Source organism: Rhodococcus sp. WB9 (assembly GCF_007558985.1).
Taxonomy (GTDB): Bacteria; Actinomycetota; Actinomycetes; order Mycobacteriales; family Mycobacteriaceae; genus Rhodococcus_F; species Rhodococcus_F opacus.
This window is the reverse complement of sequence record NZ_CP041769.1, coordinates 3,833,887-3,855,888: the sequence shown is the minus strand read 5'-3', so window position 1 is coordinate 3,855,888 and position 22,002 is coordinate 3,833,887. Positions and strand designations below refer to the sequence as shown.

The following is a 22,002-nucleotide window of genomic DNA, read 5'->3' as shown; positions in this document are numbered from 1 at the left end:
GATCGTTAAAGGATGCCTGACGCGGACAGCTTATCAGCGCGTCGACTGCGCCAGACCCGGACCCCTGACCTGCGGGCCCGCGGTCGCGGGCCCGCAGCGGGACACGAACTTACGAGCCTGCGTCGGTCGACTCGCCGCCGGCGGTCTCGGCGCGCCGCGACGTCGCGGCCGCAGCCGACCGCACCTGCGGGGCCACCAGCACGACCTGACCGAGGATGCCGTTCACGAACCCCGGCGACTCGTCGGTGGACAGCTGTTTGGCCAGCTCCACCGCCTCGTCCACGGCCACGACCGGAGGCACGTCGGTGGCGTGGAACAGCTCCCACACGGCGATGCGCAGGATGGCGCGGTCGACGGCGGGCAGCCGCTCGAGCGTCCAGTCCTGCAGGTGGGACGAGATCACCTCGTCGATACGGTCCAGGTTCTCCGCGACACCGGTCACCACGGTGACGGTGTACGGAGCAACCGGTGCCACGGAATCGTCCTTACCGGACAGGTCCGCGCGTTCGGTCGCGAGATCGACCGGATCGAGATCTCGCGCCTCGGCCTCGAAGAGGAAATCGACGGCGCGCTTGCGGGCCTTGTGCCGTGCGCCGAGTTTCTTATGCGTACCGGACACTCAGGAATTCACACGCCCGAGGTAGTTACCGTCGCGGGAATCGACCTTCAGCTTGTCGCCGGTGTTGATGAACAGCGGAACGTTGATCTCGGCACCGGTCTCGAGGGTGGCCGGCTTGGTGCCACCGGTGGAGCGGTCGCCCTGCAGACCGGGATCGGTGTGCTGGACCACCAGTTCGACGGTGACGGGCAGTTCCACGAACAGCGGAACGTCCTCGTGCGTCGCAACCTGCACGGCCATGTTCTCGAGCATGAAGCGGGCACCGTCGCCGACCGTGGCCTCGCTGATCGAGATCTGGTCGTACGTGTCGCCGTCCATGAAGATGTAGTCGGTGCCGTCGTGGTACAGGTACGTCATGTCGCGGCGGTCGACCGTGGCCGTGTCCACCTTGACGCCGGCGTTGAACGTCTTGTCGACGACCTTGCCCGAGAGCACGTTCTTCAACTTGGTGCGCACGAACGCGGGACCCTTGCCGGGCTTCACGTGCTGGAACTCGGTAATCGTCCACAGCTGGCCCTCGATCTGCAGGACCAGGCCGTTCTTGAAATCACTAGTGGAAGCCACTTGCTTCGCGTCTCCTCGATAAGGTCGAAACCGTCTACACGACAGTCAGGTCTTTGGTGGTGAGTGTGAGCAGCTCCGGTCCCTGCTCACGAACCACGAGCGTGTCCTCGATCCGCACGCCTCCGCGCCCGGAGAAGTACACGCCCGGCTCGACGGTCACCGCCGCACCGTCCAGAAGTGTACCGGTGCCCAGCTTGCCGATTCCCGGAGCTTCGTGGATCTCCAGGCCGACGCCGTGTCCGAGCCCGTGCAGGAACAGTTCCCCGTAGCCCGCGTCCTCGATGACCCGGCGGGCGGCACCGTCCACGGCGGACACCTCCGCGCCCGGCCGCAGCGCGTCCCGTCCCGCCTTCTGCGACCGCACGACCAGCGAATACACGTCCCGTTGCCAGTCGGCGGCCTGCCCCAGGACATACGTTCTGGTCATGTCCGAGTGGTACCCGCCGACCTCGGCGCCGAAGTCCAGCTTCACGAAGTCGCCGCCGGCGAGCACCGCCTCGGTCGGGCGGTGGTGCGGGATCGCCGAGTTGGCGCCCGCCGCGACGATGGTCTCGAACGAGATGCCGTCGGCGCCGTGCGCGAGCATCAGCGCCTCGAGTTCCCGGCCCACCTCCTTCTCGGTGCGCCCGGGGCGCAGGCCACCACGCTCGATCAGCTCGGCGAGCGCGGAGTCGGCGGCCGTGCACGCCGCCCGCAGCAAGCCGACCTCGAAATCGTCCTTCACCATCCGCAGTTCCTCGACGAGACCAGGAACGGGATCGAGCCGCGCGTCCGGCGCGAGCACCGACCAGGCCGCGAACTCGTCCACCGTGACCACGTGACTCTCGAACGCCAGCGAGGACGGACTCCGCCGCCCCACCGATTCGATGAGGTGCGCGGCGCTGGCGCGGGCGATCTCGGCCCGCAGATCGGGAACCTGTTCCCCGACCTGCGTGAGATAGCGGCCGTCGGTGCAGATGACGGTGCGCTCCTCGGCACCCTCGGCATCGGCGGCATGCACGAGCAGGGCGGCGTTGGACCCGGTGAACCCGGTGAGATAGCGGATGTTCACCAGATTCGTCACCAGAAGCGCGTCGAGATCCCGGGCGGCGAGGGCCGCGCGTAGCGCCGCGCGCCGAGAACCATGATCAGCAGGCATGTCGTCAAACGTACCGGCAAATCGCCACCCGGAGGGCGCGGATCGACGGCACCCGTCCAGTGGCGAGAACAGGTTTCAGCGCGCGCCCGTGTGGGTTAGACCACACGGGTGAAAACCCGCTCGTTACGCTGTGCCCATGAATGCGTGGGTGGTACGCGGCCTCGGCATGGCCCTGATACATGTTTTCGTTCGTGTGATCCTCGGTGTATCGATCACACAGTGGCCCCTCCAGGGTTCCGCTCTGAGATGGCTCGCACTGCTGATCGTCGTGTTCGTGGCGCTGATCTGGGCCGGCATCGACGGCATCCGGGACCGTCGCCGGAACCCCGAGCCGGAGGACGGCGCCGACCTGACGATGCTGTGGTTGAAAGCGGCCCTGCTCGGCGGCATCGTGGCGGGTGTGGGGAGCTGGCTGGCCAACCTGATTCCGTCCCTCAACGTCACCCAGAACTCGTTCTTCTTCGAGATCACGTCGGGGGCCGCGTTCACGGTCCTGCTGATCTTCGTGCCGGCCATGCTCGCCGTGTTCCTCGGCCGGTTCTTCGTCAGCCGCGAGTCCAGGAAGACGGAGAAGGACCGCAGCGAACGTCGGCCGGCGGTGCACGGTGCCGGAACGGCCGCAGGGGCCGCAGCGGGGGGAACCGCAGCAGCAGCCGTCGCCGACGACGAGGGCTACGGACAGAACTACCCCGGCCAGGCCTACGAGCAGACCGCGGACACCGGTTACGCCGGGTCCGACGCCGACACTGCGGTGTTCGAACCGGTGCACAACTACCGCGAGGACACGTCCGACCTCGATCAGCCGCAGGGCGGGGACACCGGGTGGCAGGATCCTGTCGACCTCGGGAAGCGCACCACCGACGACCCTCGCCGCGGCGAGTAACAGCCCTCAGCTTCACCACACCGACAGACGACGCGGCGGTGTGAGCGCACTCGCTCACACCGCCGCGTCTCGCTTTCGTGCCGCTACGTCACAGCAGGACGGCACCGCCGGTGCCCGGCTTCTCCTCCCGCGCCACCGCGGAGTACGCGGCCACGAGCAGAGACGGGTCCGGACCCTCGAGCCGTCCGGGCTTCGCGAGCCCGTCGAGCACGACGAACCGCAGGACGCCCGCCCGGTTCTTCTTGTCGGTCTGCATTCCCTCGACCAACTGGCCGAACGCGTCCGCGTCGTACGTGGTGGGCAGACCCACCAGTTCCAGGATGGTGCGGTGCCGATCCGCCGTCGCGTCGTCGAGGCGTCCCGCCAGACGCCCCAGCTCAGCCGCGAACACGAGCCCGACGGCGACCGCCGCACCGTGGCGCCAGCGGTAGCGCTCACGCCGCTCGATCGCATGCCCGAGGGTGTGCCCGTAGTTGAGGATCTCGCGCAGATCGGACTCGCGCAGATCGGCGGCAACCACCTTGGCCTTGACCTCCACGGACCGCCGGATCAGTTCGGGCAGAACGGTTCCCGTGGGGTCGAGAGCGGCTTCGGGGTCCTTCTCGATGAGATCCAGGATCACCGGGTCGGCGATGAAGCCGGTCTTCACGACCTCCGCCATCCCGGCGACGATCTCGTTGCGGGGCACCGTCTCGAGCGTCGCCAGGTCGATCAGCACGGCCGACGGCTCGTGGAAGGAACCCACCAGGTTCTTGCCGGCCTCGGTGTTGATGCCGGTCTTGCCGCCGACCGCCGCATCCACCATCGCGAGCAACGTCGTGGGCACGTGGATCACGCGCACACCGCGCATCCACGTCGCCGCGACGAACCCGGCGAGGTCGGTGGCCGCGCCGCCGCCCAGGCTGACCACGGCGTCGCTGCGGGTCAGCCCGATCCGGCCGAGGACCTCCCAGCAGAAGCCGGCCACCGCCAGATCCTTGCCGTCCTCCGCGTCCGGAATCTCGATGCGGTGCGCATCGATTCCCTTCTCGGCGAGCGCCGCGCGCACCGCCTCCGCCGTCTCCGCCAGCGGCGGCTGATGGAAGATCGCCACCGTCCTCGTGCCGGTGAGTTCGTCCACCAGCTCGCCGAGCAATCCGCGCCCGATGATGACCGGGTAGGGGTTCGCCGTCTGCACCTGTACGCGTACCGGTTCGGTCACTGTCTGCTGCTCCGCTCCGTCTTGTCCGAGATTCTCGGATGTCTCTGTTCCGCCGGGGTCGCCGATCACTCGGCGAGTTTCGCCACCAGCTGCTGCACCACACGAGCGGGACTCCGACCGTCCGTGCGTATCCGGATGGACGCCACCTGCCGGTACAGCGGTCGGCGCTTGCGCATCAACTCGGTGTACTTCTGGCGGGGGTCGCCACCGGCGAGAAGGGGGCGCGCGGTGTTGGTCCCCGTGCGCTTGAGCCCCTCGGCCACGCTGATCTCGAGATAGATCACGGTGTGGCCCTTCAACAATTCCCGGGTGCGCTCGGAGAGGATGGATCCACCGCCGAGCGACACGATCCCCTCGTGGCTCTCGATGGCCTTCCGGACGATCTCTTCCTCCAGGGCACGGAAGGCAGGTTCGCCCTCCTGGACGAAGATCTCGGCGATCGTGCGTCCCGCCTCTTCCTCGACCGCCACGTCGGTGTCGAACAACGGAAGGTCCAGGGCCTGCGCGAGGCGCCGCCCGATCGTGGACTTACCCGCTCCCGGGGGGCCGACGAGCACGGCTTTCGGTGCCATCATCCGTCACCGCCCCGACGCGACGGCAGACCGGCTGGTCATCGCGCGAGCCGAGCTGCGACGCCCGACGCGTACCGCTCGTAGTTGGCGGTCGTCTCGGCAACCGAGTCGCCCCCGAACTTCTCGAGTGCCGCCTGGGCGACGACCAACGCGACCATCGCCTCGGCCACGACACCGGCGGCGGGCACCGCGCACACGTCGGACCGCTGGTGAATGGCCACGGCTTCCTCACCGGTCGACATGTCGACGGTGGCCAGTGCGCGCGGGACAGTCGAGATCGGCTTCATCGCCGCGCGAACGCGGAGCGCCTCCCCGTTGGTCATGCCGCCCTCGAGACCGCCCGCGCGGTTGGTCGAACGCAGGATTCCGTCCGGGCCCGGACGCATCTCGTCGTGCGCCTGGCTGCCGCGACGGCGCGCGGTCTCGAAGCCGTCGCCGACCTCGACACCCTTGATGGCCTGGATTCCCATCAGGGCGGACGCGAGACGGGCGTCGAGGCGGTCCGCGCCGCTGATGAACGATCCGAGACCCACGGGGAGGCCGTGGATGACGACCTCGACGATACCGCCCAAGGTGTCGCCGTCACGCTTGGCGGCCTCGATCTCGGCGATCATCGATTCCTCGGCGGCCTTGTCGAAGGCGCGTACCGGGCTGGCATCGATCGCCGCCAGGTCCGACCCGGTGGGTTCGGGGCCGACGTACGGGTCGGACGCGCCGATGGAGATCACGTGGGACAGCACCTCGACGCCGAACACCTGGCGGAGGAAGCTACGGGCGAACGTCGCGGCCGCGACCCGGGCCGCGGTCTCGCGTGCACTCGCGCGTTCGAGAACCGGGCGGGCGTCGTCGAATCCGTACTTGAGCATGCCCGAGTAGTCGGCGTGACCGGGGCGCGGACGGGTGAGCGGCGCATTCCGCGCCTGATCGGCGAGCAGTTCGGCGTCCACCGGGTCCGCGGACATGATGGTTTCCCACTTGGGCCACTCCGTGTTGCCCACCTCGACGGCGATCGGACCGCCGAGCGTCCGCCCGTGGCGCACACCACCGACGATGGTGACCTTGTCGGCCTCGAACTTCATCCGCGCACCGCGGCCGTAGCCGAGGCGGCGTCGCGCGAGTTGGGTCGAGATGTCCTCGGACGTCACTTCGACGCCCGCGACCATCCCCTCGAGCATCGCGACGAGGGCGGGACCATGGGATTCTCCGGCAGTTATCCAGCGCAGCACGCCCAATATCCTTCCATGTCGCCGCGCCCGGCAGTGACGGTGGTCCTCCCAACCGCGTGCCGGGCGCGGACCCGCTCAGGCGACGTGCGCGGCGAACAGCGCAACCAGTGTCGCGGCACACATGGCGGGGCCGTGCGGGAGCGGCGACGGGGAACGCCGAACGGCGAGGACGATGCCGCCCGCCAGCGCTGTGAGCGCCGGCGCGAGCCCGGCCGCGAGCACCCAGGCCTCTCCCCCGGCCAGCCCGGCGGCCGCGCCGACTCCGAGAGCAAGTTTCACGTCACCCGCACCGACCGCACCAGGTGCGCCCAGGTACAGGGCGAGATACGCCGCCGCCAGCAGGAACCCGCCGATCACGGCGGCGGCCGCGGATCCGGTCGCGGCACCGCCGACGACGATCGCGAGGAATCCGGGCAGGGTCAGTAGGTTCGGCAGCCTCCGCGCACACAGATCGGTGGCGGCGAGACTCACACACCACCACCAGAACGCCAGCGCACACGGCAGCACCCACGGTGCCGATGCGGCGGAGCAGGCCCAGACCGTGACGGCGACGCCGACGGCGCACACCGCCTCGCACCAGCCAGGCCGCACCCTTCCCACGAACAGGCCGGACGTCAACCGGGCTGCCCATCCCGCACCCGCACCGGACACCACACTCACCGCGATCAGCCACCACATGCCGAGCAGCATGCGTGACCGAGTCACGGTGTCGATCGCCGTGACCTGGCACGACAACCGACCTGTGGATGGCGGTCCGGCCTGGGGACAACTAGCCCAGAGCGGCTGCCATCGCCTCGCGCGGCGCCGGGCGACCGGTAAACTGCTCCACCTGCCCGAACGCCTGGTGCAGGAGCATCGAGAGCCCGCCGACGACGGTTCCCCCGGCCGCCTCGACCGCCGCGGCCAGCGGGGTCGGCCACGGGTCGTAGATCGCGTCGAGCACGAACGGCGCCCGCCCGAGAATGTCCGCATACTCGGTGATCGCGGCGGACGGAACGGTGCTGACGAGCGCGGACGCCGCCGCGCACCGGGCACCGAGTTCCGGGCTGTCGAAGCCGAGCAACCGGACGTCGAGCCCCACCGATTCCGCGCACCCCAGTGCACCTGCCGCGCGACCCGCGTCCCGTGCCACCACGGTCACCGATTTCACGCCCATGTCGGCGAGCGCCACGAGCGCGGGCCTGGCCGTTCCCCCGGCGCCGACGACGACCGCCTCGGCGCCCGCGATGGTTCCGACACCACCCGCGGTGAGCGCACCGCTCACCCCGTCGACATCGGTGCAGTCGGCACGCCAGCCACCCTCGATACGGACGAGGGTGTTCGCCGAGCCGATCGCCACCGCCCGTTCGGTGCGCTCGGACGCGAATTCGAGTGCGGCGATCTTGCCCGGCATCGTGACGGACAGACCGACCCATTCCGGACCGAGCCCGGACACCAGGCCGGGCAGCCGCTCCCCGTCGCACTCGATCCGGTCGTACGTCCACCCGGTGAGACCGAGCGCCCGATACGCCGCGAGGTGCAGTTGCGGCGAGCGCGAATGCGCGATCGGGCTGCCCAGCACCGCAGCTTTGCGTGCGGTCACCACTTCATCGTCCACTGTTGAGAATCCCGTTGTTCAGGGCCTGGTCGATGTTGGCCAGGTGTTCGTCGTAACTCTTCGTGAACAGGGTCGTGCCCTTCGAATCGACCGTCACGAAGTAGATCCAGTCGCCCGGCGCCGGTTGTTCGACGGCCTGCAACGCTCCGATGCTCGGCGAGGAGATCGGCGTCGCAGGCAGCCCGGGGCTGGCGTACGTGTTCCAGGGTGTCACCTGTGCGCGGTCGGCGTCGGTGGTGGCCAGTTCGGTGGTGTCGAGCGCGTAGTTGACCGTCGAGTCGAACTGCAGCGCCTGGTTGACGGCGAGCCGGTTCAGGATGACGCGAGCGACCTTCGAGAAGTCGTCCGGCATCGCCTCCCGCTCCACCAGTGACGCCGCGATCAGCATCTTGTACGGCGTGAGGCCGACCTGGTTGCCCGCGGTGAGGATGCCGGTCTTCTCGTAGCTCGCGGAACTCTCGGTGACCAGCCTCTGGAGTATGGCGGCGGGGCCGGCGGTCGGATCGAAATCCCAGCTGCCCGCGGCGATCAGTCCCTCGAGCTGACGATCGCGGTCCGGAACACCGGCGACCGCGTCCTTCGCCCAGTCGGGAACCCCGAGCGCGGACAGGTCGCCCGCACCGGCGGCGTTGAGGTCGTCGTAACCGATGCACTGCTCCTGGCCGGCCTCACCGAGGCAACTGGCCTCGGAGATCAGGGTGTAGATCCCCTTCTTCTTGGCCCCCGTCTGCACATCGGTGGTGTCGTGGAGTTGCCTGCCCTCGGAGATGATCATCTGTCCGACGCGGGAGGCAGGGTCGACCAGTTCTTGCACCGCGTCATCTGCCGGGATCTGGGTCGAGAGGCTGTAGAAGCCGGGTTGCACCGAGTTCATCGCGTTACTCTGGACTGCGGCGTTGAAGAAGGCCGATCCGCTGGCGACGACGTCCCGATCGGCCAGAGTGGAGGCGATCTCCTCGGCGGTGTCGCCCGGATGGACCTGCACGACCACTTCGGGACCACCCGGACCCGCGTAGTCCGCGGGGGCGTCGGGACCGCCGAAGAACATCTTGCCGCCGACGAACACGATGCCGACCAGCACTATCAGGACCGTCACGGCCGCGAGGGCGCCGAACAGTTTTCCTCGGCGTGCGCGGCCCTTGGCCTGGTTGCGGCGGCGGGCCTGCGTGCGGGCGTGGGCGCGCGTCGGTGGGATCTCCTCGGGGATCGCCGAGATTATCTGCGTCTCGGCCTCCGCGAACGCGACATCGGGCTCGTCGGGCGGTGTGTCGTAGCGGTCGTCGGGATAGGTGTGGGCCTCGTACTGCTCGTCGACATGCACCGGCTCGTCGGCGTAGGCGGGCTCGTCGTACGCGCGGTCGTCGACTGCCGGTGCCCGGTAGGCGCGGGCGTCGCCGTACGAACGGGGACCGTATCCGTCCTCGTAGACGGGCTCGGGGTCGAACGGCTGCTCGTACACCGGGTTCTCGTACGCGGACTGCTCGTACACCGGTTCCGTGTAGTCGGCGTGGGGTTCGTCGACGTGACGGTCGTCGTACACCACCGCGTGGCGCCCCGTGGTGACGACGTCGTCGTCCTCGGGGGGCGGCGCGTAGTCGACCTGGTCGTCGTCCTCGTCGAGGTAGCGGTGCCGTCGGGGTTCGCGGGGGACGTACTGGAATTCGGGTCGCTCACCTACAGGTCGCCGATGATTGCTCACTGGCCTCCCTCCGGTAGCTGCGCGTCCCCACCTGAATCCCCTGCACTCACCGACCTGCTCCGCTCGTCCAACCATCCCTGCAAGATCGCCACCGCCGCAGCCTGGTCGATCACAGGACGCTGGTCCCTCGCACTGACACCGCTCTCGCGAAGCGCCCGCGCGGCAGTGACGGTCGTCAGACGTTCGTCCGCCATCCGCACCGGTACCGGGTCGACCTTCCTTCGCAATCGCTTCGCAAACACAGTAGCGATCGAGGCGGCCTTCCCCCGTTCACCCCGCAAGGTCTGCGGCAGACCGACGATAACCTCCACGGCCTCGTATTCCTCGACAATGTCGGCAATGCGCCGGATATCCGGCGCGTCGGGTCCCCGTTCCTTGGACCGGGGCACCGTCTCCACGGGGGTGGCGAGGATCCCGTCGGGGTCGCTCGACGCGACGCCGATCCGGACGCTGCCCACATCGATGCCGATGCGCCGACCACGCCCAGGGTCGTCGACTCCCGGTCGATCCGGACCCTGTTCCGCGTGATCCACCGCTACTGGCTCCCCACCTTGTCCGCCACTTGTCCCCGGACAGCGTCGAGGGCGACCGCAATTCCGCTGGTGTCGGAACCGGAACCCTGTGCCATGTCGGCCTTTCCGCCTCCGCGACCGCCGATCTTCGGACCGAATCCCTTCACGAGGTCGCCGGCCGCCACGCCGAGTTCCTGAGCCGCCTTGTTCACGGCCACCACGAACGGAACCTTGCCGTCGACGTCGCCGAGCAGCACGACCACGGCGGGCTGGGTGCCGAACCGGCCGCGGATGTCTGTGACGAGCCCACGCAGGTCGTTGCCGCCGACACCGGCCGGGGCCGAGTCCGCGACCAGCAGCACCGGCCCGACCCGCTGCGCCTTGTCGACGAACGTGCCCGCCGCGGCGAGAACCGCCTGGGCACGGGTCTGCTCGAGTTCCTTCTCCGCCACCCGAAGTCGCTCCACCAGCGCCTCGACGCGGGCAGGGACTTCTTCCGAGGGCACCTTCAGCGAAGACGACAGACCGGCGAGGAGCGCGCGTTCCTTGGCCAGGTAGCGGTACGAATCGAGCCCGACGTAGGCCTCGACGCGGCGCACACCGGAACCGACGGACTGCTCACCGAGCAGTGTGACGTTGCCGATCTGCGAGGAGCTGCCCACGTGAGTTCCACCACACAGCTCCATCGAGAACGGTCCGCCGATCTCGACTACCCGCACCTCGTCGCCGTAGTTCTCGCCGAACAGCGCCATCGCGCCCATCGACTTCGCCTTGTCGAGGTCGGTGACGAATGTGTTCACCGAGTAGTCGGCGGCCACCGCCTCGTTCGCGACGACCTCGATGTCCTGCTTCTGCGCTTCCGTCAGCGCGCCCTGCCAGGAGAAGTCGAAACGCAGGTAGCCCGGCTTGTTCAGCGAGCCGGCCTGAACCGCGTTGGGGCCGAGCACCTGTCGCAGCGCGGCGTGCACCATGTGCGTGCCGGAGTGCCCCTGGGTGGCACCCTTGCGCCACGCGGCGTCGACCTGCGCGAGCACGACGTCGCCCTCGGTGAGCTGACCCTCCTGCACGGTCACCTTGTGGACCCACAGCTTCTTGGCGATCTTCTGGACGTCGTTGACCTTCACCCGCAGTCCCGGGCCGGTGAGGGTACCGAGGTCGGCGATCTGTCCACCCGCCTCCGCGTACAGGGGGCTGCGGTCGAGGATGACCTCGACGTCCTGGCCGGCCGTCGCGACGGGGACCCGCTGCCCCTGCGAGATCAGCGCGAGAACGTGTGCCTCGGAGACCAATTCGTGGAATCCAGTGAACTCGGTGGGTCCGCGGTCGAGGAGTTCCTTGTAAACGGTCAGGTCGGCGTGCGCGTGCTTACGGGCCTGGGCGTCGTCCTTCGCGCGCTGCCGCTGTTCCGCCATCAGCGTGCGGAAGCCCTCCTCGTCGACGGTCAGGCCCGCCTCGGCGGCCATCTCCAGGGTCAGGTCGATCGGGAAACCGTACGTGTCGTGGAGCGCGAACGCCTGGTCGCCGCCGATCGTCGACTTGCCGGACGCCTTCACCGACTCGGCGGCGCCTTCGAACAGCTTCGAGCCGGACGTGAGGGTCTTGAGGAACGCGGTCTCCTCCCCCACCGCGACCGTCTCGATGCGGCCGAAGTCGGTGTCGAGGACCGGGTAGGACGGCGCCATCGTGTCGCGGACGACGGTGATGAACTCACGCATGCTGGGCTTGTCGGCGCCGAGCAGCTTCGCGGACCGGACGATGCGCCGCAGCAGGCGGCGCAGGACGTAGCCGCGCCCGTCGTTGCCGGGGTTCACGCCGTCGGCGATGAGCATCGCGGCGGTGCGCGCGTGGTCGGCGATGACCCGGAAGCGCACGTCGTCGTCGTGGACGGCGCCGTACTTGCGGCCCGACAGTTCCTCGGCCTTCGCGATGACCGGGCGCACGAGGTCGGTCTCGTACACGTTGTCGACGCCCTGGAGCAGGAACGCGACGCGTTCGACGCCCATGCCGGTGTCGATGTTCTGCTTCGGCAGCGGGCCGAGGATCTCGAAGTTGTCCTTGCTGATGCCCAGACCGCGCTCGTTCTGCATGAACACGAGATTCCAGATCTCGATGTAGCGGTCCTCGTCGGCCTCCGGGCCGCCTTCCTTGCCGTACTCGGGGCCGCGGTCGTAGTAGATCTCCGAGCACGGGCCGCAGGGGCCGGGAATGCCCATGGACCAGTAGTTGTCGGCCATGCCGCGGCGCTGGATTCGCGATTCGGGAACGCCGACCTCGTCGCGCCAGATGTCGCGGGCCTCGTCGTCGTCGAGGTAGACCGTTACCCAGATGCGCTCGGGATCGAAGCCGTAACCCCCGTCGTCGACGCTCGAGGTCAGCAGCGACCACGCGTGCTTGATCGCGTCGCGCTTGAAGTAGTCGCCGAACGAGAAGTTGCCTGCCATCTGGAAGAACGTGTTGTGCCGAGTGGTGATGCCCACATTCTCGATGTCGAGGGTGCGCACACACTTCTGGACACTGGTCGCCCTCGGGTACGGCGGCGTCTGCTGGCCGAGGAAGAACGGCACGAACTGCACCATCCCGGCGTTGACGAACAGCAGGTTCGGATCGTCGAGAATCAGCGAGGCGCTGGGTACCTCGGTGTGGCCTGCCTTGACGAAATGGTCGAGGAAGCGCCGGCGAATCTCGTGGGTCTGCACGTCAGTGATCCTTATTGTCTGTCTCGAGGGCAACGATGGGTCGAACTACAGGGTCGAACCGGGGTCCAGCCGCTGGGGTGCGGTCGCCGGGCAGCCGGGCACACCCGGCGGTTCGGCCACATTCAGCTTAACCGGCCACCCTGACGGTTCGTGCCGCGGACGATGGCGCGCAACTTGTCCACGCGCCCCGCGATGTCCCGCTCACCGCCGTGAGTGGTGGGCCGGTAGTAGTCGACACCGACCAGCTCGTCCGGCGGATACTGCTGCGCCAGTACCCCGTCGGGGTGGTCGTGGGGATAGCGGTACCCGACGGCGTTGCCGAGTTTCGCCGCCCCCGCGTAGTGGCCATCGCGCAGATGCGGCGGGACGAGTCCGGCGTTTCCGGCGGCGACGTCCGCCATCGCGGCGCCGAGCGCGGCGATGACGGCCCCCGATTTGGGAGCGGTCGCGAGGTGGATCGTGGCCTGCGCGAGGGCCAGGCGGGCCTCGGGCATACCGATCAGCTGCACCGCCTGCGCCGCGGCGGTCGCGGTCTGCAACGCGGTGGGGTCGGCCATCCCGATGTCCTCGCTGGCATGGACCACCAAGCGCCTCGCGATGAAGCGGGGGTCCTCGCCCGCGGTCAGCATCCGCGCCAGGTAGTGCAGGGCGGCGTCGACGTCCGAGCCGCGGATCGACTTGATGAAAGCGCTGATCACGTCGTAGTGCTGATCGCCGTCGCGGTCGTAGCGGACGGCCGCCTTGTCGACGCTCGCCTCCACGGTCGCGAGGTCCAGCAGCACCGGACGGTCCGCGTCACCGGCCTGGTCGAGCGCAGCACCCGCCGCCGCCTCGAGCGCGGTGAGCGCCCGGCGGGCGTCGCCGGCCGCGAGGCGCACCAGATGATCCATCGCGTCACCCGCGATCTCGATCTCCCCGCCGAGACCCCGCTCGTCGGTGCGGGCCCGCTCCAAGAGGTTCTCGATGTCGTCCGCCGTCAGCGACTGCAGTTGCAGGACGAGCGAGCGGGACAGCAGCGGGGACACCACGGAGAACGAGGGGTTTTCGGTGGTGGCGGCCACGAGCAGCACTATCCGGTTCTCCACCGCCGCCAGCAGGGCGTCCTGCTGGGTCTTGGAGAAGCGGTGCACCTCGTCGATGAACAGCACCGTCTGCTCGCCCGCGAGGAGGCGGCGGCGTGCCAGTTCGATGACACCGCGCACTTCCTTCACCCCGGCGGACAGCGCGGACAGCGCCTCGAAGCGGCGGCCGGTGGCCCCCGAGATCAGCGACGCCAACGTGGTCTTGCCCGTGCCGGGCGGACCGTACAGGAGGACGGACGCGGCCCCCGACCCCTCCACGAGGCGTCGCAGCGGCGCACCGGCGCCCAGGAGATGCTGCTGCCCGACCACCTCGCCGAGCGTGCGGGGACGCATGCGCACGGCCAGCGGTGCGTGGTGGTCGACCGACACCGGACCGGGAACCGATCGCGGGGCCGCCGCCTCGTCGGGCTGCGCCGTCTCGAACAGGCCTGCCGACTCGTCCTCGCCGACATCCGAACCGAAAAGATCGCTCACAAGTTCGACGCTACTGGAACCGCACCGTCCGACCCAGTCCGGCCGGACCGCGGGTCAGCCGACGGACAGTCCCCGGATCTTGTCGGCGATGACGCGGGCGTGGTGGGCGACCACCGTGTTCCCGGCGTGATCCGCCGAACGCGCCAGCTTGTCCCAGCGCTGGATCAGCGCCTCGGACCGCGGCACGGACAGGTGGTGCTCGCGGACGGCGGCGATCCGCGTGTGGTTCTCCGGCAGGAACAGGTAGGTGCTGAGCCACACCCAGATCAGTTGCGCCTCGACCATGCGGGCGGCGAGCACGTTGTCGTCGGCGAGCGCGGGCCACATCCCCACGACCTCCGCGCGCCAGGCCTCGATCATCGCCTGCGTCCGGTCCTCGGACAGGTCGATGCTGCACAGGCAACCGGGGAACGAGACCAACGCGTACGCGATGTCGAGCATGGCGTCGCGGAAACCGCCCCACTCGTAGTCGAGGAACCGCACGCCCTCGTCGTTGACGATGATGTTGTCCGGGCACAGGTCGGACGGGCTGAACGCCCGGAACCGGCCGCTCTCGAACAGCTTCGCGGCACGCGCCACCTGATCGGTCAGGTCCGGCGAGACGTCGACGCGGAGGATCTCGGACAGCAGGCCGGGCACGGCGGGCACCGCACGCTCCACCTGCTCGGCCACGGTGTCGTCGCAGTGCGCCACCTCGGCGCGGCGCAGCAGCGCGGTGAAGTCCTCCTCGCGGCCCACGGTGGCCGCGTGCATGCGCCCAAGTGCCTGGGCCATGGCCATCAAGGTGTTCGTGACGGTGTCGGAGTCGGAGTGCTCGAGGAGGGCGCTGATCGGGGTGGCGTCCCCGAGGTCGCTGAGCACGAGGAGCCGGGCGTCGAGGTCGGAGGCGAGCAGTTCGGCTCCGGGGCGGCTGTCCGTCGCCAGCGCCGTGGCGAACTGGTACGAGACGGCCTCCCGGAGGAAGGCGCTGCGGCTGTCGCCGGCGAGATCGTCGGGATCGACGGCCCGCGCGCCGGACACCCCGGACTCCTCACGGACCTGCTTGATCACCAACGTCCGCGGCAGGGAGAACGGATTCTCCGCCACGCGCACACGAAGCACGATGGTGCGGCCACTACCGCCGAGATCCACGGGATCCACCAGTGTCACGGGTGCCCCTGTGCGACGGGTGAGCAGCTTCTCGGCTGCGGCAACTACCTCTGAAACGGGGTCTGCCAGTATTGCAGTCATCGCGGACCAACTTACCTGCTAGTGACACGGATCATCGAGTCCTCCACCGGAAGCCCGGATGAATTTCAGCATTTCGGCTGATCCGGCGCGAGCACTTCGATCGGCGCCACGTCAACCGACACCGCAATGGTGCTGTTTCGTGCCTCTGTGTATATGACACCCCGCAGCGGCGGCACGTCAGCGTAGTCCCGACCCCACGCGACCACGGTGTACCGCTCGTCGACCAGCTGGTCGTTGGTGGGGTCGAAGGCGAGCCACCGGTCCCCCGGCATCCACACGGCCGCCCAGGCGTGGGTCGCGTCGACGCCGATCATCCGTTCCTTGCCGGGCGGCGGCTGCGTCGCCAGATAACCGGACACGTACCGGGCCGCGAGTCCGCGCGACCGCAGGCAGGCGATGGCGAGCCGGGCGAAGTCCTGGCACACCCCCGACCGCTTCTCCAGCACCTCCGCGACACGCGTGGAGATCGACGTCGAGCCCGACTTGTACTGGAAGTCGCGGTGGATGCGCGTGGTGAGATCGACCACCGCGTCGACGAGGGGCCGTTCCGGCGGGAAACTCGGCGCCGCGTACTCGCGGACCGCATCGCTGATCTCGGGGGGTTCGAGGTCCAGCACGAACTCCTGCGCCATCGCCCCCTCGGTTCCCACGGGGCGGGACAACTCCCACGGCGCGTTCGCCGGTGCGGCGGCGAGCCTGGTCTTGTCCGGACCGTACACCTCGATCTCGGACTCGGCCGCCACGACCAGTTCCTCGTGCGGCGTGCTCACCTGGAAGTACAGGTCCCGGTTGCCGTAGACGTCGGACCCGGTGGAGCGGTCCGCGGGCACCGGCGAGATGTCGACGACCGAACTCACGCACCGCTGTTCCTCGGTGTCACGGGGCAGGAGGTAACCCCGGCCGTACGACGAGGACACCGGCCCCGAGTACGTGTACGTGGTGCGGTGGGTGATCTTGTATCGGCGCAGCAGCGGCCGTTCCGCTACCTCGTCCGTACGGGGCGACGCGTCGGTCATGCGGGAACCCCTCCCTGCGAGGCGCTCCACGTCGTCCCGCTGCCCCACAGCGGCTGGGTGCCGCCCGGCAGCGACAGCTGACCTTTCAGCATCACGTCGGACAGTTCGCTCAGCAGTGCACGCATCGTGGTCGTCAGCCCACCCAGCTCCTTCCGAGACCCGTTCGCGTCCACCGATTCGAGTCGAGCGGGGTCGACGCGTCGCACGGTATTGACCATGTCCTCGACGAGCCGCTCCGCACGCGACGCACCCGAGGCGTCCGGCAGTGCGGCCAGATTCGCACGGAGCGCCTCGAGCTGGAACGCCAGCGACCGCGGGTTCTTCACGTCGAACAGCAGCAACTCGGCCACGGCGGCCGGGCGGATGCTCCGATTGCGGCGGCGGTAGACGACGGAACTCTCGGTGGCGACGAGAAGCGATTCGATCACCGCCCGCTCGGTCGCCGGATCCGTCTTCCGTCGCAGCGTGGACTCCACCAACGCGATCAGGGTGGATGCCCGTTCGATCCGTTTGCCGGTGTCCATGACGTGCCAGCCGGTGTCGCGGACCAGCGATTCCGCAGCGACTCCCGACAGGGCGAGCATCCCGCCGAGCACCGCGGACTGCGCCTCGAACAGCACGGACCCGTCGTCGACCGTGTCGGCGGCGACCTGTCCGAGCGCGCGTTCGACGGAACTGAGGACGGCCCAGATGTCGTTCGACAATTGCCCGCGCACGGCCCGCGCGGCCTGCTCGACGCCGCGGACCGCGTGCGCGAGAGACCCGTCCCGGCCGGGGTCGATCGTCAGCGAACGGAATTCCGAGCGCACCCGCCGCTGGTCGGCGGCCGGATCCGAGCCGGAGTCGGCGCCGCGACCGGGCCCCTCCGGGCGTTTCCCGGCGTCGGCGACCCGCAGGACCGTGTCCAGCAGGATCGGGAGGCTTCCCCCGCCCGCGAGCCACGGTCGCAGGCGGTAGTCGCGGTACTTCTCGCCGACGGCGGTCATCAGGCGCGCCGCACCCTCGGCGCGCTCGGCGAACCGGCCCATCCAGAACAGTTCGGTCAGTGCGCGCGGCGACGTCATCAGATCGGACGTCGTCGCCGCATACGTGGGCAGGGCTTCCCCGTCCCGGTCGGCGCCGTCCCCCGGATCGGTGGACGCGGTGCGCTGGGCCAGCCGGATCCAGACGTCTTTCGCGCCGGCGTGGCGCCGGTCCCCGCGCTCGGCCCCGGGAACCAGGGACGTGCCGAGACCTCCGGCCATCGGAGTGAATCCCACCTGCTGCGCGACACCGAACAGCCGCATCCCGACCGGTGCGAGAAAGACGTCCCCGGATCCGTCGGCCGCGGGCGCATACGAGGGGTCCGGCACGATCTGCCCGACCCACCGCTCGGGTTCGGCCCGCACCCGGTCCAGCAGGGTGTCCCGGTCGGCGTCACCGAGCTCGGCGGGCACGATCGGCGAACCCCCGTGCACCGCACGCAGCACCATCGACGAGGCATTCGCGAGGATGTGCGACAGCTCCGACCGGTCGCCACCCCAGAAACTCGGCACGGACGGCAGCAGCAGGTCCTCGTCGAAGAGACGACGGCACAGGTCCGGGAGCAGCCGGGTGAGGGCCGGGTTCTCGAGGATTCCGCTGCCGAGGGGGTTGACGACGGTCACCGCTCCCCGGCGCAGCACCTCGACGAGCCCGACCACGCCGGACCGGGAGTCGGGGCGCAGGTCGAGCGGGTCGGCGAGGTCGGCGTCCACCCGCCGGACGATGACGTCGACACGTTCCAGATTGCCGAGGGAGCGCATCCACACGTGGCCGTCGCGGACGACCAGGTCGGCGCTCTCCACGAGCGGGAAGCCGAGGACTGTCGCGAGATACGCCTGATCGAATGCCGCCTCGGACCGGGTACGGGGGCTGAGGACCACGACCAGGGGGGCCTCGGTGCCCGCGGGGGCGGCGTCGATTGCCGCGAGCCGCATCGACTGGGCGAACGAGGACAGCGGGCGCGGGCCCACCGTCTCGTAGATGCCGGGCATCGCCCGGGCGACGACGCGGCGGTCCGCCATCGCGTAGCCGGCGCCTGCCGGGGACTGCGTGTGGTCGCGCAGCGCGTGGAAGGTGCCGTCCGCCCCGCGGCCGACGTCGAGTCCGTGCAGGAAAAGTTGATGGCGGCCCGGCACCATCATGCCGTGCGCCGCACGGACGTAACCCGGGTGCCCGAACACCGTGCGGGCCGGCACGGCGCCGCTCCGGACGAGCGCCATCGGTCCGTACAGATCGGCGAGGACCGCGTCGAGGAGGCGGGAGCGCTGCACGAAGCCCGCCGCGAGCTGCTCCCACTCCTCGGCCGCGACGATCAGCGGGACCGCGTCGATCTCCCACCGCGGCGGCGCGGTCGGGGCGTCCGACCCGTCGAGTGGGTTGTAGGTGATCCCGTGGTTGTCGACGAGAAGCTGAATGCGGGACTGCAGGCGGCGGACGGAGTCCGGCCCGCCGCCGGTGAAGTCCTGCGCCAACTCCGCCCACGGTTCCCGGACGTCGCCGCCGTCGTCGAAGAGTTCGTCGTAGCCCGCGCCGTCGTGCGGTGAGACGATCATCAGGCCCTCCGCCTCTGTGCCGGCGAGCGCTCTTTCCGTGCCTGTTCGAGGAGCCGGCGGGGATCGCCGCCGCTGCGCAATCGCAGTGCCAGAACCAGAACGCCCGCGATCACGATGCCCATCATGTTGACGCCGAGTTGGAGCGCCGCCAGCGCCGCGACGCGCCATTCGCCCACGGTGACCGCGACGACGGCGAATCCCGCCGCGGGAACGGTGGTGACCGAGATGAAGACCCCGACGAGTGCCGCCGACTTCGCGGACACGAGCGCGAGCATGCCGGCCGCGCCGGCGAGGAGCGCGACGATCAGTGAGAGCGGTCCGACCCGGTAGATGAAATCGACCTGGTCGAGGGACTCGATGCTCTCGAACTCCATCCAGCCGACCCGCTCCATCAGCAGCGTCGCGACCAGCGTCGCCACCATCGCGAACGGGAAACCGAAGAGCAGGGCGATCAGCGACCGCCGGGCCAGACCGAGCTTGCGCCGCATCAGCGCGACGGCGAGTGCGGCGAGTGGACCGAACTCCGGCCCCACCACCATGGCCCCGACGACAGTGATCGGCGAGTCGGTCACCACCCCCACCGCGGCCAGCAGGCAGGCGATGGTGAGGAACGCGAGGAACGTGCCGTTGAGGGTCGACTCCTCGCGCGTCCGGCTGACCAGTTCCTCCCACACGACGCTGTCCGCGGGATCACCCGGAGCCGCCTTCTCCGCGTCGTGTGCGGATTTCGACAGCACCGTGTCGACGGGCTCCACCGTGATCGCACCGGTGCGGTCGATTCCCAGGGCCTCGAGCGCGTCGATCACGTCGTTCGCGGCCTCGCGGGCCACGTCGGTCTGGATCGCGTCACCGGCGGGGTCGATCGCGGCGGCGCGCAGCACCACCACGTGGGTGGCGCCAGGCTCCGCGGCGAGCACACCGAGGACGTCCTCGGTGCGCTCGGCCGGACAGATCACTCGCAGGTGCAACATGGTGTCCCCCGGCTGTTCCGCATCGTCCGGTCAATCGAGTCCCGCCGGCATATCGCGCCGGCGGGCCCGCCTACTTGGCTGCGGGTGCGTCCAGCTTGGCCGCCGCGGCCTCGCTCTTCGGCTCCGGCTTGGCGTCCACCCCGGACTCCTTGCGCTGCTGCGCGGTGATCGGAGCCGGAGCACTGGTCAGGGGATCGACGCCGCCGCCCGACTTCGGGAACGCGATGACCTCACGGATCGAGTCGACACCGGCCAGCAGGGCGGTGATGCGGTCCCAGCCGAACGCGATGCCGCCGTGCGGCGGGGCGCCGAACGCGAACGCGTCGAGCAGGAAGCCGAACTTCTCCTCGGCCTCCTCATGGGAGATGCCCATCACCTTGAACACCCGCTCCTGAATGTCCTTGCGGTGGATACGGATACTGCCGCCACCGATCTCGTTGCCGTTGCAGACGATGTCGTAGGCGTACGCGAGCGCGGAACCCGGGTCGGTGTCGAACGTGTCGAAAGACTCCGGCTTGGGCGAGGTGAACGCGTGGTGCACTGCCGTCCAGGCGCTGTAGCCGAGCGCGACGTCGCCGCTCGCGGTGGCGTCCGCGGTCGGCTCGAACAGCGGTGCGTCGACGATCCACACGAACGCCCACGCGTCCGGGTCGATGAGGTTCTGCTTGCGGGCGATCTCGCCACGCGCGGCGCCGAGCAGCGCACGGGACGACTTGGTGGCGCCGGCGGCGAAGAAGATGCAGTCGCCCGGCTTCGCGCCGACGTGCGCGGCGAGCCCCTCGCGTTCGGCGTCGGTGAGGTTCTTGGCCACCGGTCCGCCGAGCGTGCCGTCCTCGCCGACGAGCACGTACGCCAGGCCCTTGGCCCCGCGCTGCTTCGCCCATTCCTGCCAGGCGTCGAGCTGCTTACGCGGCTGGCTCGCACCGCCGGGCATGACCACCGCGCCGACGTATTCCTGCTGGAAGACCCGGAACGTGGTGTCCTTGAAGAACTCGGCGCACTCCACCAGTTCGACACCGAAACGCAGGTCCGGCTTGTCGGAGCCGTAGCGTCGCATCGCCTCCGCGTAGGTCATCCGCGCGATCGGCGTCTTGATCTCGTGCCCGACCAGCTTCCACAGCGACGACAGCACCTCCTCGGCGAGGAGGATGACGTCGTCCTGGTTGACGAAGCTCATCTCGATGTCGAGCTGAGTGAACTCGGGCTGGCGGTCCGCGCGGAAGTCCTCGTCGCGGTAGCAGCGCGCGATCTGGTAGTAGCGCTCGATGCCACCGACCATGAGCAGCTGCTTGAACAGCTGCGGGCTCTGCGGCAATGCGTAGAAGCTGCCCGGCTGCAGTCGCGCGGGAACCAGGAAGTCGCGGGCGCCCTCCGGCGTCGACCGCGTCAACGTGGGCGTCTCGACCTCGACGAACTCGTGATGCGCGAGCACGGCGCGTGCCGCGGCGTTGACCTTGGACCGCAACCGGATGGCGTGACCGGGTCCCTCACGGCGCAGGTCCAGGTAGCGGTACTTCAGGCGCGCTTCCTCACCGGCCTGATCGTCCAGCTGGAACGGCAGCGGCGCGCTCTCGTTGAGGACCTCGAGATCGGTGACGTTGACCTCGATGGCCCCGGTGGGGATCTCGAAGTTCTGGTTCCCCTCGGGACGCACCTCGACCACACCGGTCACCTTGACGCAGTACTCCGCGCGCAGACGGTGAGCCTGCTCGGCGGCGGCGCCCTCCCGGAACACCACCTGGGAGACACCCGACGCGTCACGCAGATCGATGAAGATCACCCCGCCGTGATCACGACGCCTGGCAACCCAACCGGTGAGGGTTACGGTCTGCTGGGCCTGCTCGGCTCGCAATGAACCGGCGAGATGTGTGCGCAGCACGGGATTCCTTTCGAAACATGGGGCAAGCTACTTCGTTGGCTGAGATCCTACGGAGACACCGTGCGTG

General features: G+C 69.3%; 18 protein-coding genes. 1 reads left to right on the top strand and 17 read right to left on the bottom strand.

The annotated features are described in order from the left end of the window. Positions 1–109: 109 nt before the first annotated feature. From nusB to FND50_RS17820, 3 genes are read right to left on the bottom strand one after another with little or no spacing between them, the layout of a single operon-like run. Positions 110–619: a transcription antitermination factor NusB gene (gene nusB, locus FND50_RS17830; RefSeq protein WP_005241711.1), complete on the bottom strand. Its 510-nt coding sequence runs from the start codon at positions 617–619 to the stop codon at positions 110–112. After that, a complete protein-coding gene (gene efp, locus FND50_RS17825; RefSeq protein ID WP_005241702.1) occupies positions 620–1,183 on the bottom strand; it encodes an elongation factor P in 564 nt (187 codons plus the stop codon). Positions 1,184–1,217: 34 nt separating this feature from the next. Continuing rightward, on the bottom strand, positions 1,218–2,321 hold the full coding sequence (locus FND50_RS17820) for an aminopeptidase P family protein (protein ID WP_144286545.1): 1,104 nt from the start codon (positions 2,319–2,321) through the stop codon (positions 1,218–1,220). A gap of 136 nt (positions 2,322–2,457) precedes the next feature. On the opposite strand from FND50_RS17820, the gene FND50_RS17815 reads away from it, so the two are divergent. Beyond that, positions 2,458–3,204 (top strand): B-4DMT family transporter, encoded by a 747-nt coding sequence (locus tag FND50_RS17815; RefSeq protein ID WP_005572579.1) that lies wholly within the window; start codon positions 2,458–2,460, stop codon positions 3,202–3,204. 88 nt (positions 3,205–3,292) lie between these two features. Here FND50_RS17815 and aroB read toward each other — a convergent pair whose 3' ends face one another. The 14 genes from aroB to aspS form a co-directional block, all read right to left on the bottom strand. Further along, the gene (gene aroB / locus FND50_RS17810; protein ID WP_005262316.1) at positions 3,293–4,405 is read right to left on the bottom strand and encodes a 3-dehydroquinate synthase; all 1,113 of its coding nucleotides are present in this window, start codon (positions 4,403–4,405) and stop codon (positions 3,293–3,295) included. A gap of 65 nt (positions 4,406–4,470) precedes the next feature. Continuing rightward, entirely contained in the window at positions 4,471–4,977 is a 507-nt protein-coding gene (locus tag FND50_RS17805) for a shikimate kinase (RefSeq protein WP_005241678.1), read from the bottom strand. A gap of 38 nt (positions 4,978–5,015) precedes the next feature. Beyond that, positions 5,016–6,203 carry a chorismate synthase gene (aroC, locus tag FND50_RS17800; protein ID WP_144286544.1) on the bottom strand — a complete coding sequence of 396 codons (1,188 nt, stop codon included), beginning with the start codon at positions 6,201–6,203 and terminating at the stop codon, positions 5,016–5,018. A gap of 75 nt (positions 6,204–6,278) precedes the next feature. Continuing rightward, positions 6,279–6,938, bottom strand: coding sequence for an A24 family peptidase (locus FND50_RS17795; RefSeq protein ID WP_144286543.1), 660 nt, complete (start codon positions 6,936–6,938; stop codon positions 6,279–6,281). A 34-nt stretch (positions 6,939–6,972) separates the two neighbouring features. Continuing rightward, positions 6,973–7,800 carry a shikimate dehydrogenase gene (locus tag FND50_RS17790; protein ID WP_065490958.1) on the bottom strand — a complete coding sequence of 276 codons (828 nt, stop codon included), beginning with the start codon at positions 7,798–7,800 and terminating at the stop codon, positions 6,973–6,975. Beyond that, a complete protein-coding gene (gene mltG / locus FND50_RS17785) occupies positions 7,790–9,499 on the bottom strand; it encodes an endolytic transglycosylase MltG (protein WP_144286542.1) in 1,710 nt (569 codons plus the stop codon). Before mltG ends, FND50_RS17790 begins: the two co-directional genes overlap by 11 nt. Next, positions 9,496–10,032, bottom strand: coding sequence for a Holliday junction resolvase RuvX (gene ruvX / locus FND50_RS17780; RefSeq protein ID WP_144286541.1), 537 nt, complete (start codon positions 10,030–10,032; stop codon positions 9,496–9,498). Before ruvX ends, mltG begins: the two co-directional genes overlap by 4 nt. 2 nt (positions 10,033–10,034) lie before the next feature. Next, complete coding sequence (alaS, locus tag FND50_RS17775; RefSeq protein WP_144286540.1) at positions 10,035–12,707, bottom strand: alanine--tRNA ligase; 2,673 nt, start codon at positions 12,705–12,707, stop codon at positions 10,035–10,037. Positions 12,708–12,829: 122 nt separating this feature from the next. Then, positions 12,830–14,263, bottom strand: a complete 1,434-nt coding sequence (locus FND50_RS17770) for a replication-associated recombination protein A (protein ID WP_144286539.1) — start codon at positions 14,261–14,263, stop codon at positions 12,830–12,832. A 54-nt stretch (positions 14,264–14,317) separates the two neighbouring features. Then, on the bottom strand, positions 14,318–15,493 hold the full coding sequence (locus FND50_RS17765) for a phosphotransferase family protein (protein ID WP_144286538.1): 1,176 nt from the start codon (positions 15,491–15,493) through the stop codon (positions 14,318–14,320). A gap of 65 nt (positions 15,494–15,558) precedes the next feature. After that, entirely contained in the window at positions 15,559–16,509 is a 951-nt protein-coding gene (locus FND50_RS17760) for a transglutaminase family protein (protein WP_144286537.1), read from the bottom strand. After that, positions 16,506–19,085, bottom strand: a complete 2,580-nt coding sequence (locus FND50_RS17755) for a circularly permuted type 2 ATP-grasp protein (RefSeq protein WP_144286536.1) — start codon at positions 19,083–19,085, stop codon at positions 16,506–16,508. The genes FND50_RS17760 and FND50_RS17755 overlap by 4 nt, the downstream gene beginning before the upstream one ends. After that, positions 19,085–20,056 carry a DUF389 domain-containing protein gene (locus tag FND50_RS17750; RefSeq protein WP_144286535.1) on the bottom strand — a complete coding sequence of 324 codons (972 nt, stop codon included), beginning with the start codon at positions 20,054–20,056 and terminating at the stop codon, positions 19,085–19,087. Before FND50_RS17750 ends, FND50_RS17755 begins: the two co-directional genes overlap by 1 nt. Positions 20,057–20,126: 70 nt before the next feature. Next, positions 20,127–21,935, bottom strand: a complete 1,809-nt coding sequence (gene aspS, locus FND50_RS17745; RefSeq protein WP_144286534.1) for an aspartate--tRNA ligase — start codon at positions 21,933–21,935, stop codon at positions 20,127–20,129. Positions 21,936–22,002 lie beyond the last annotated feature (67 nt).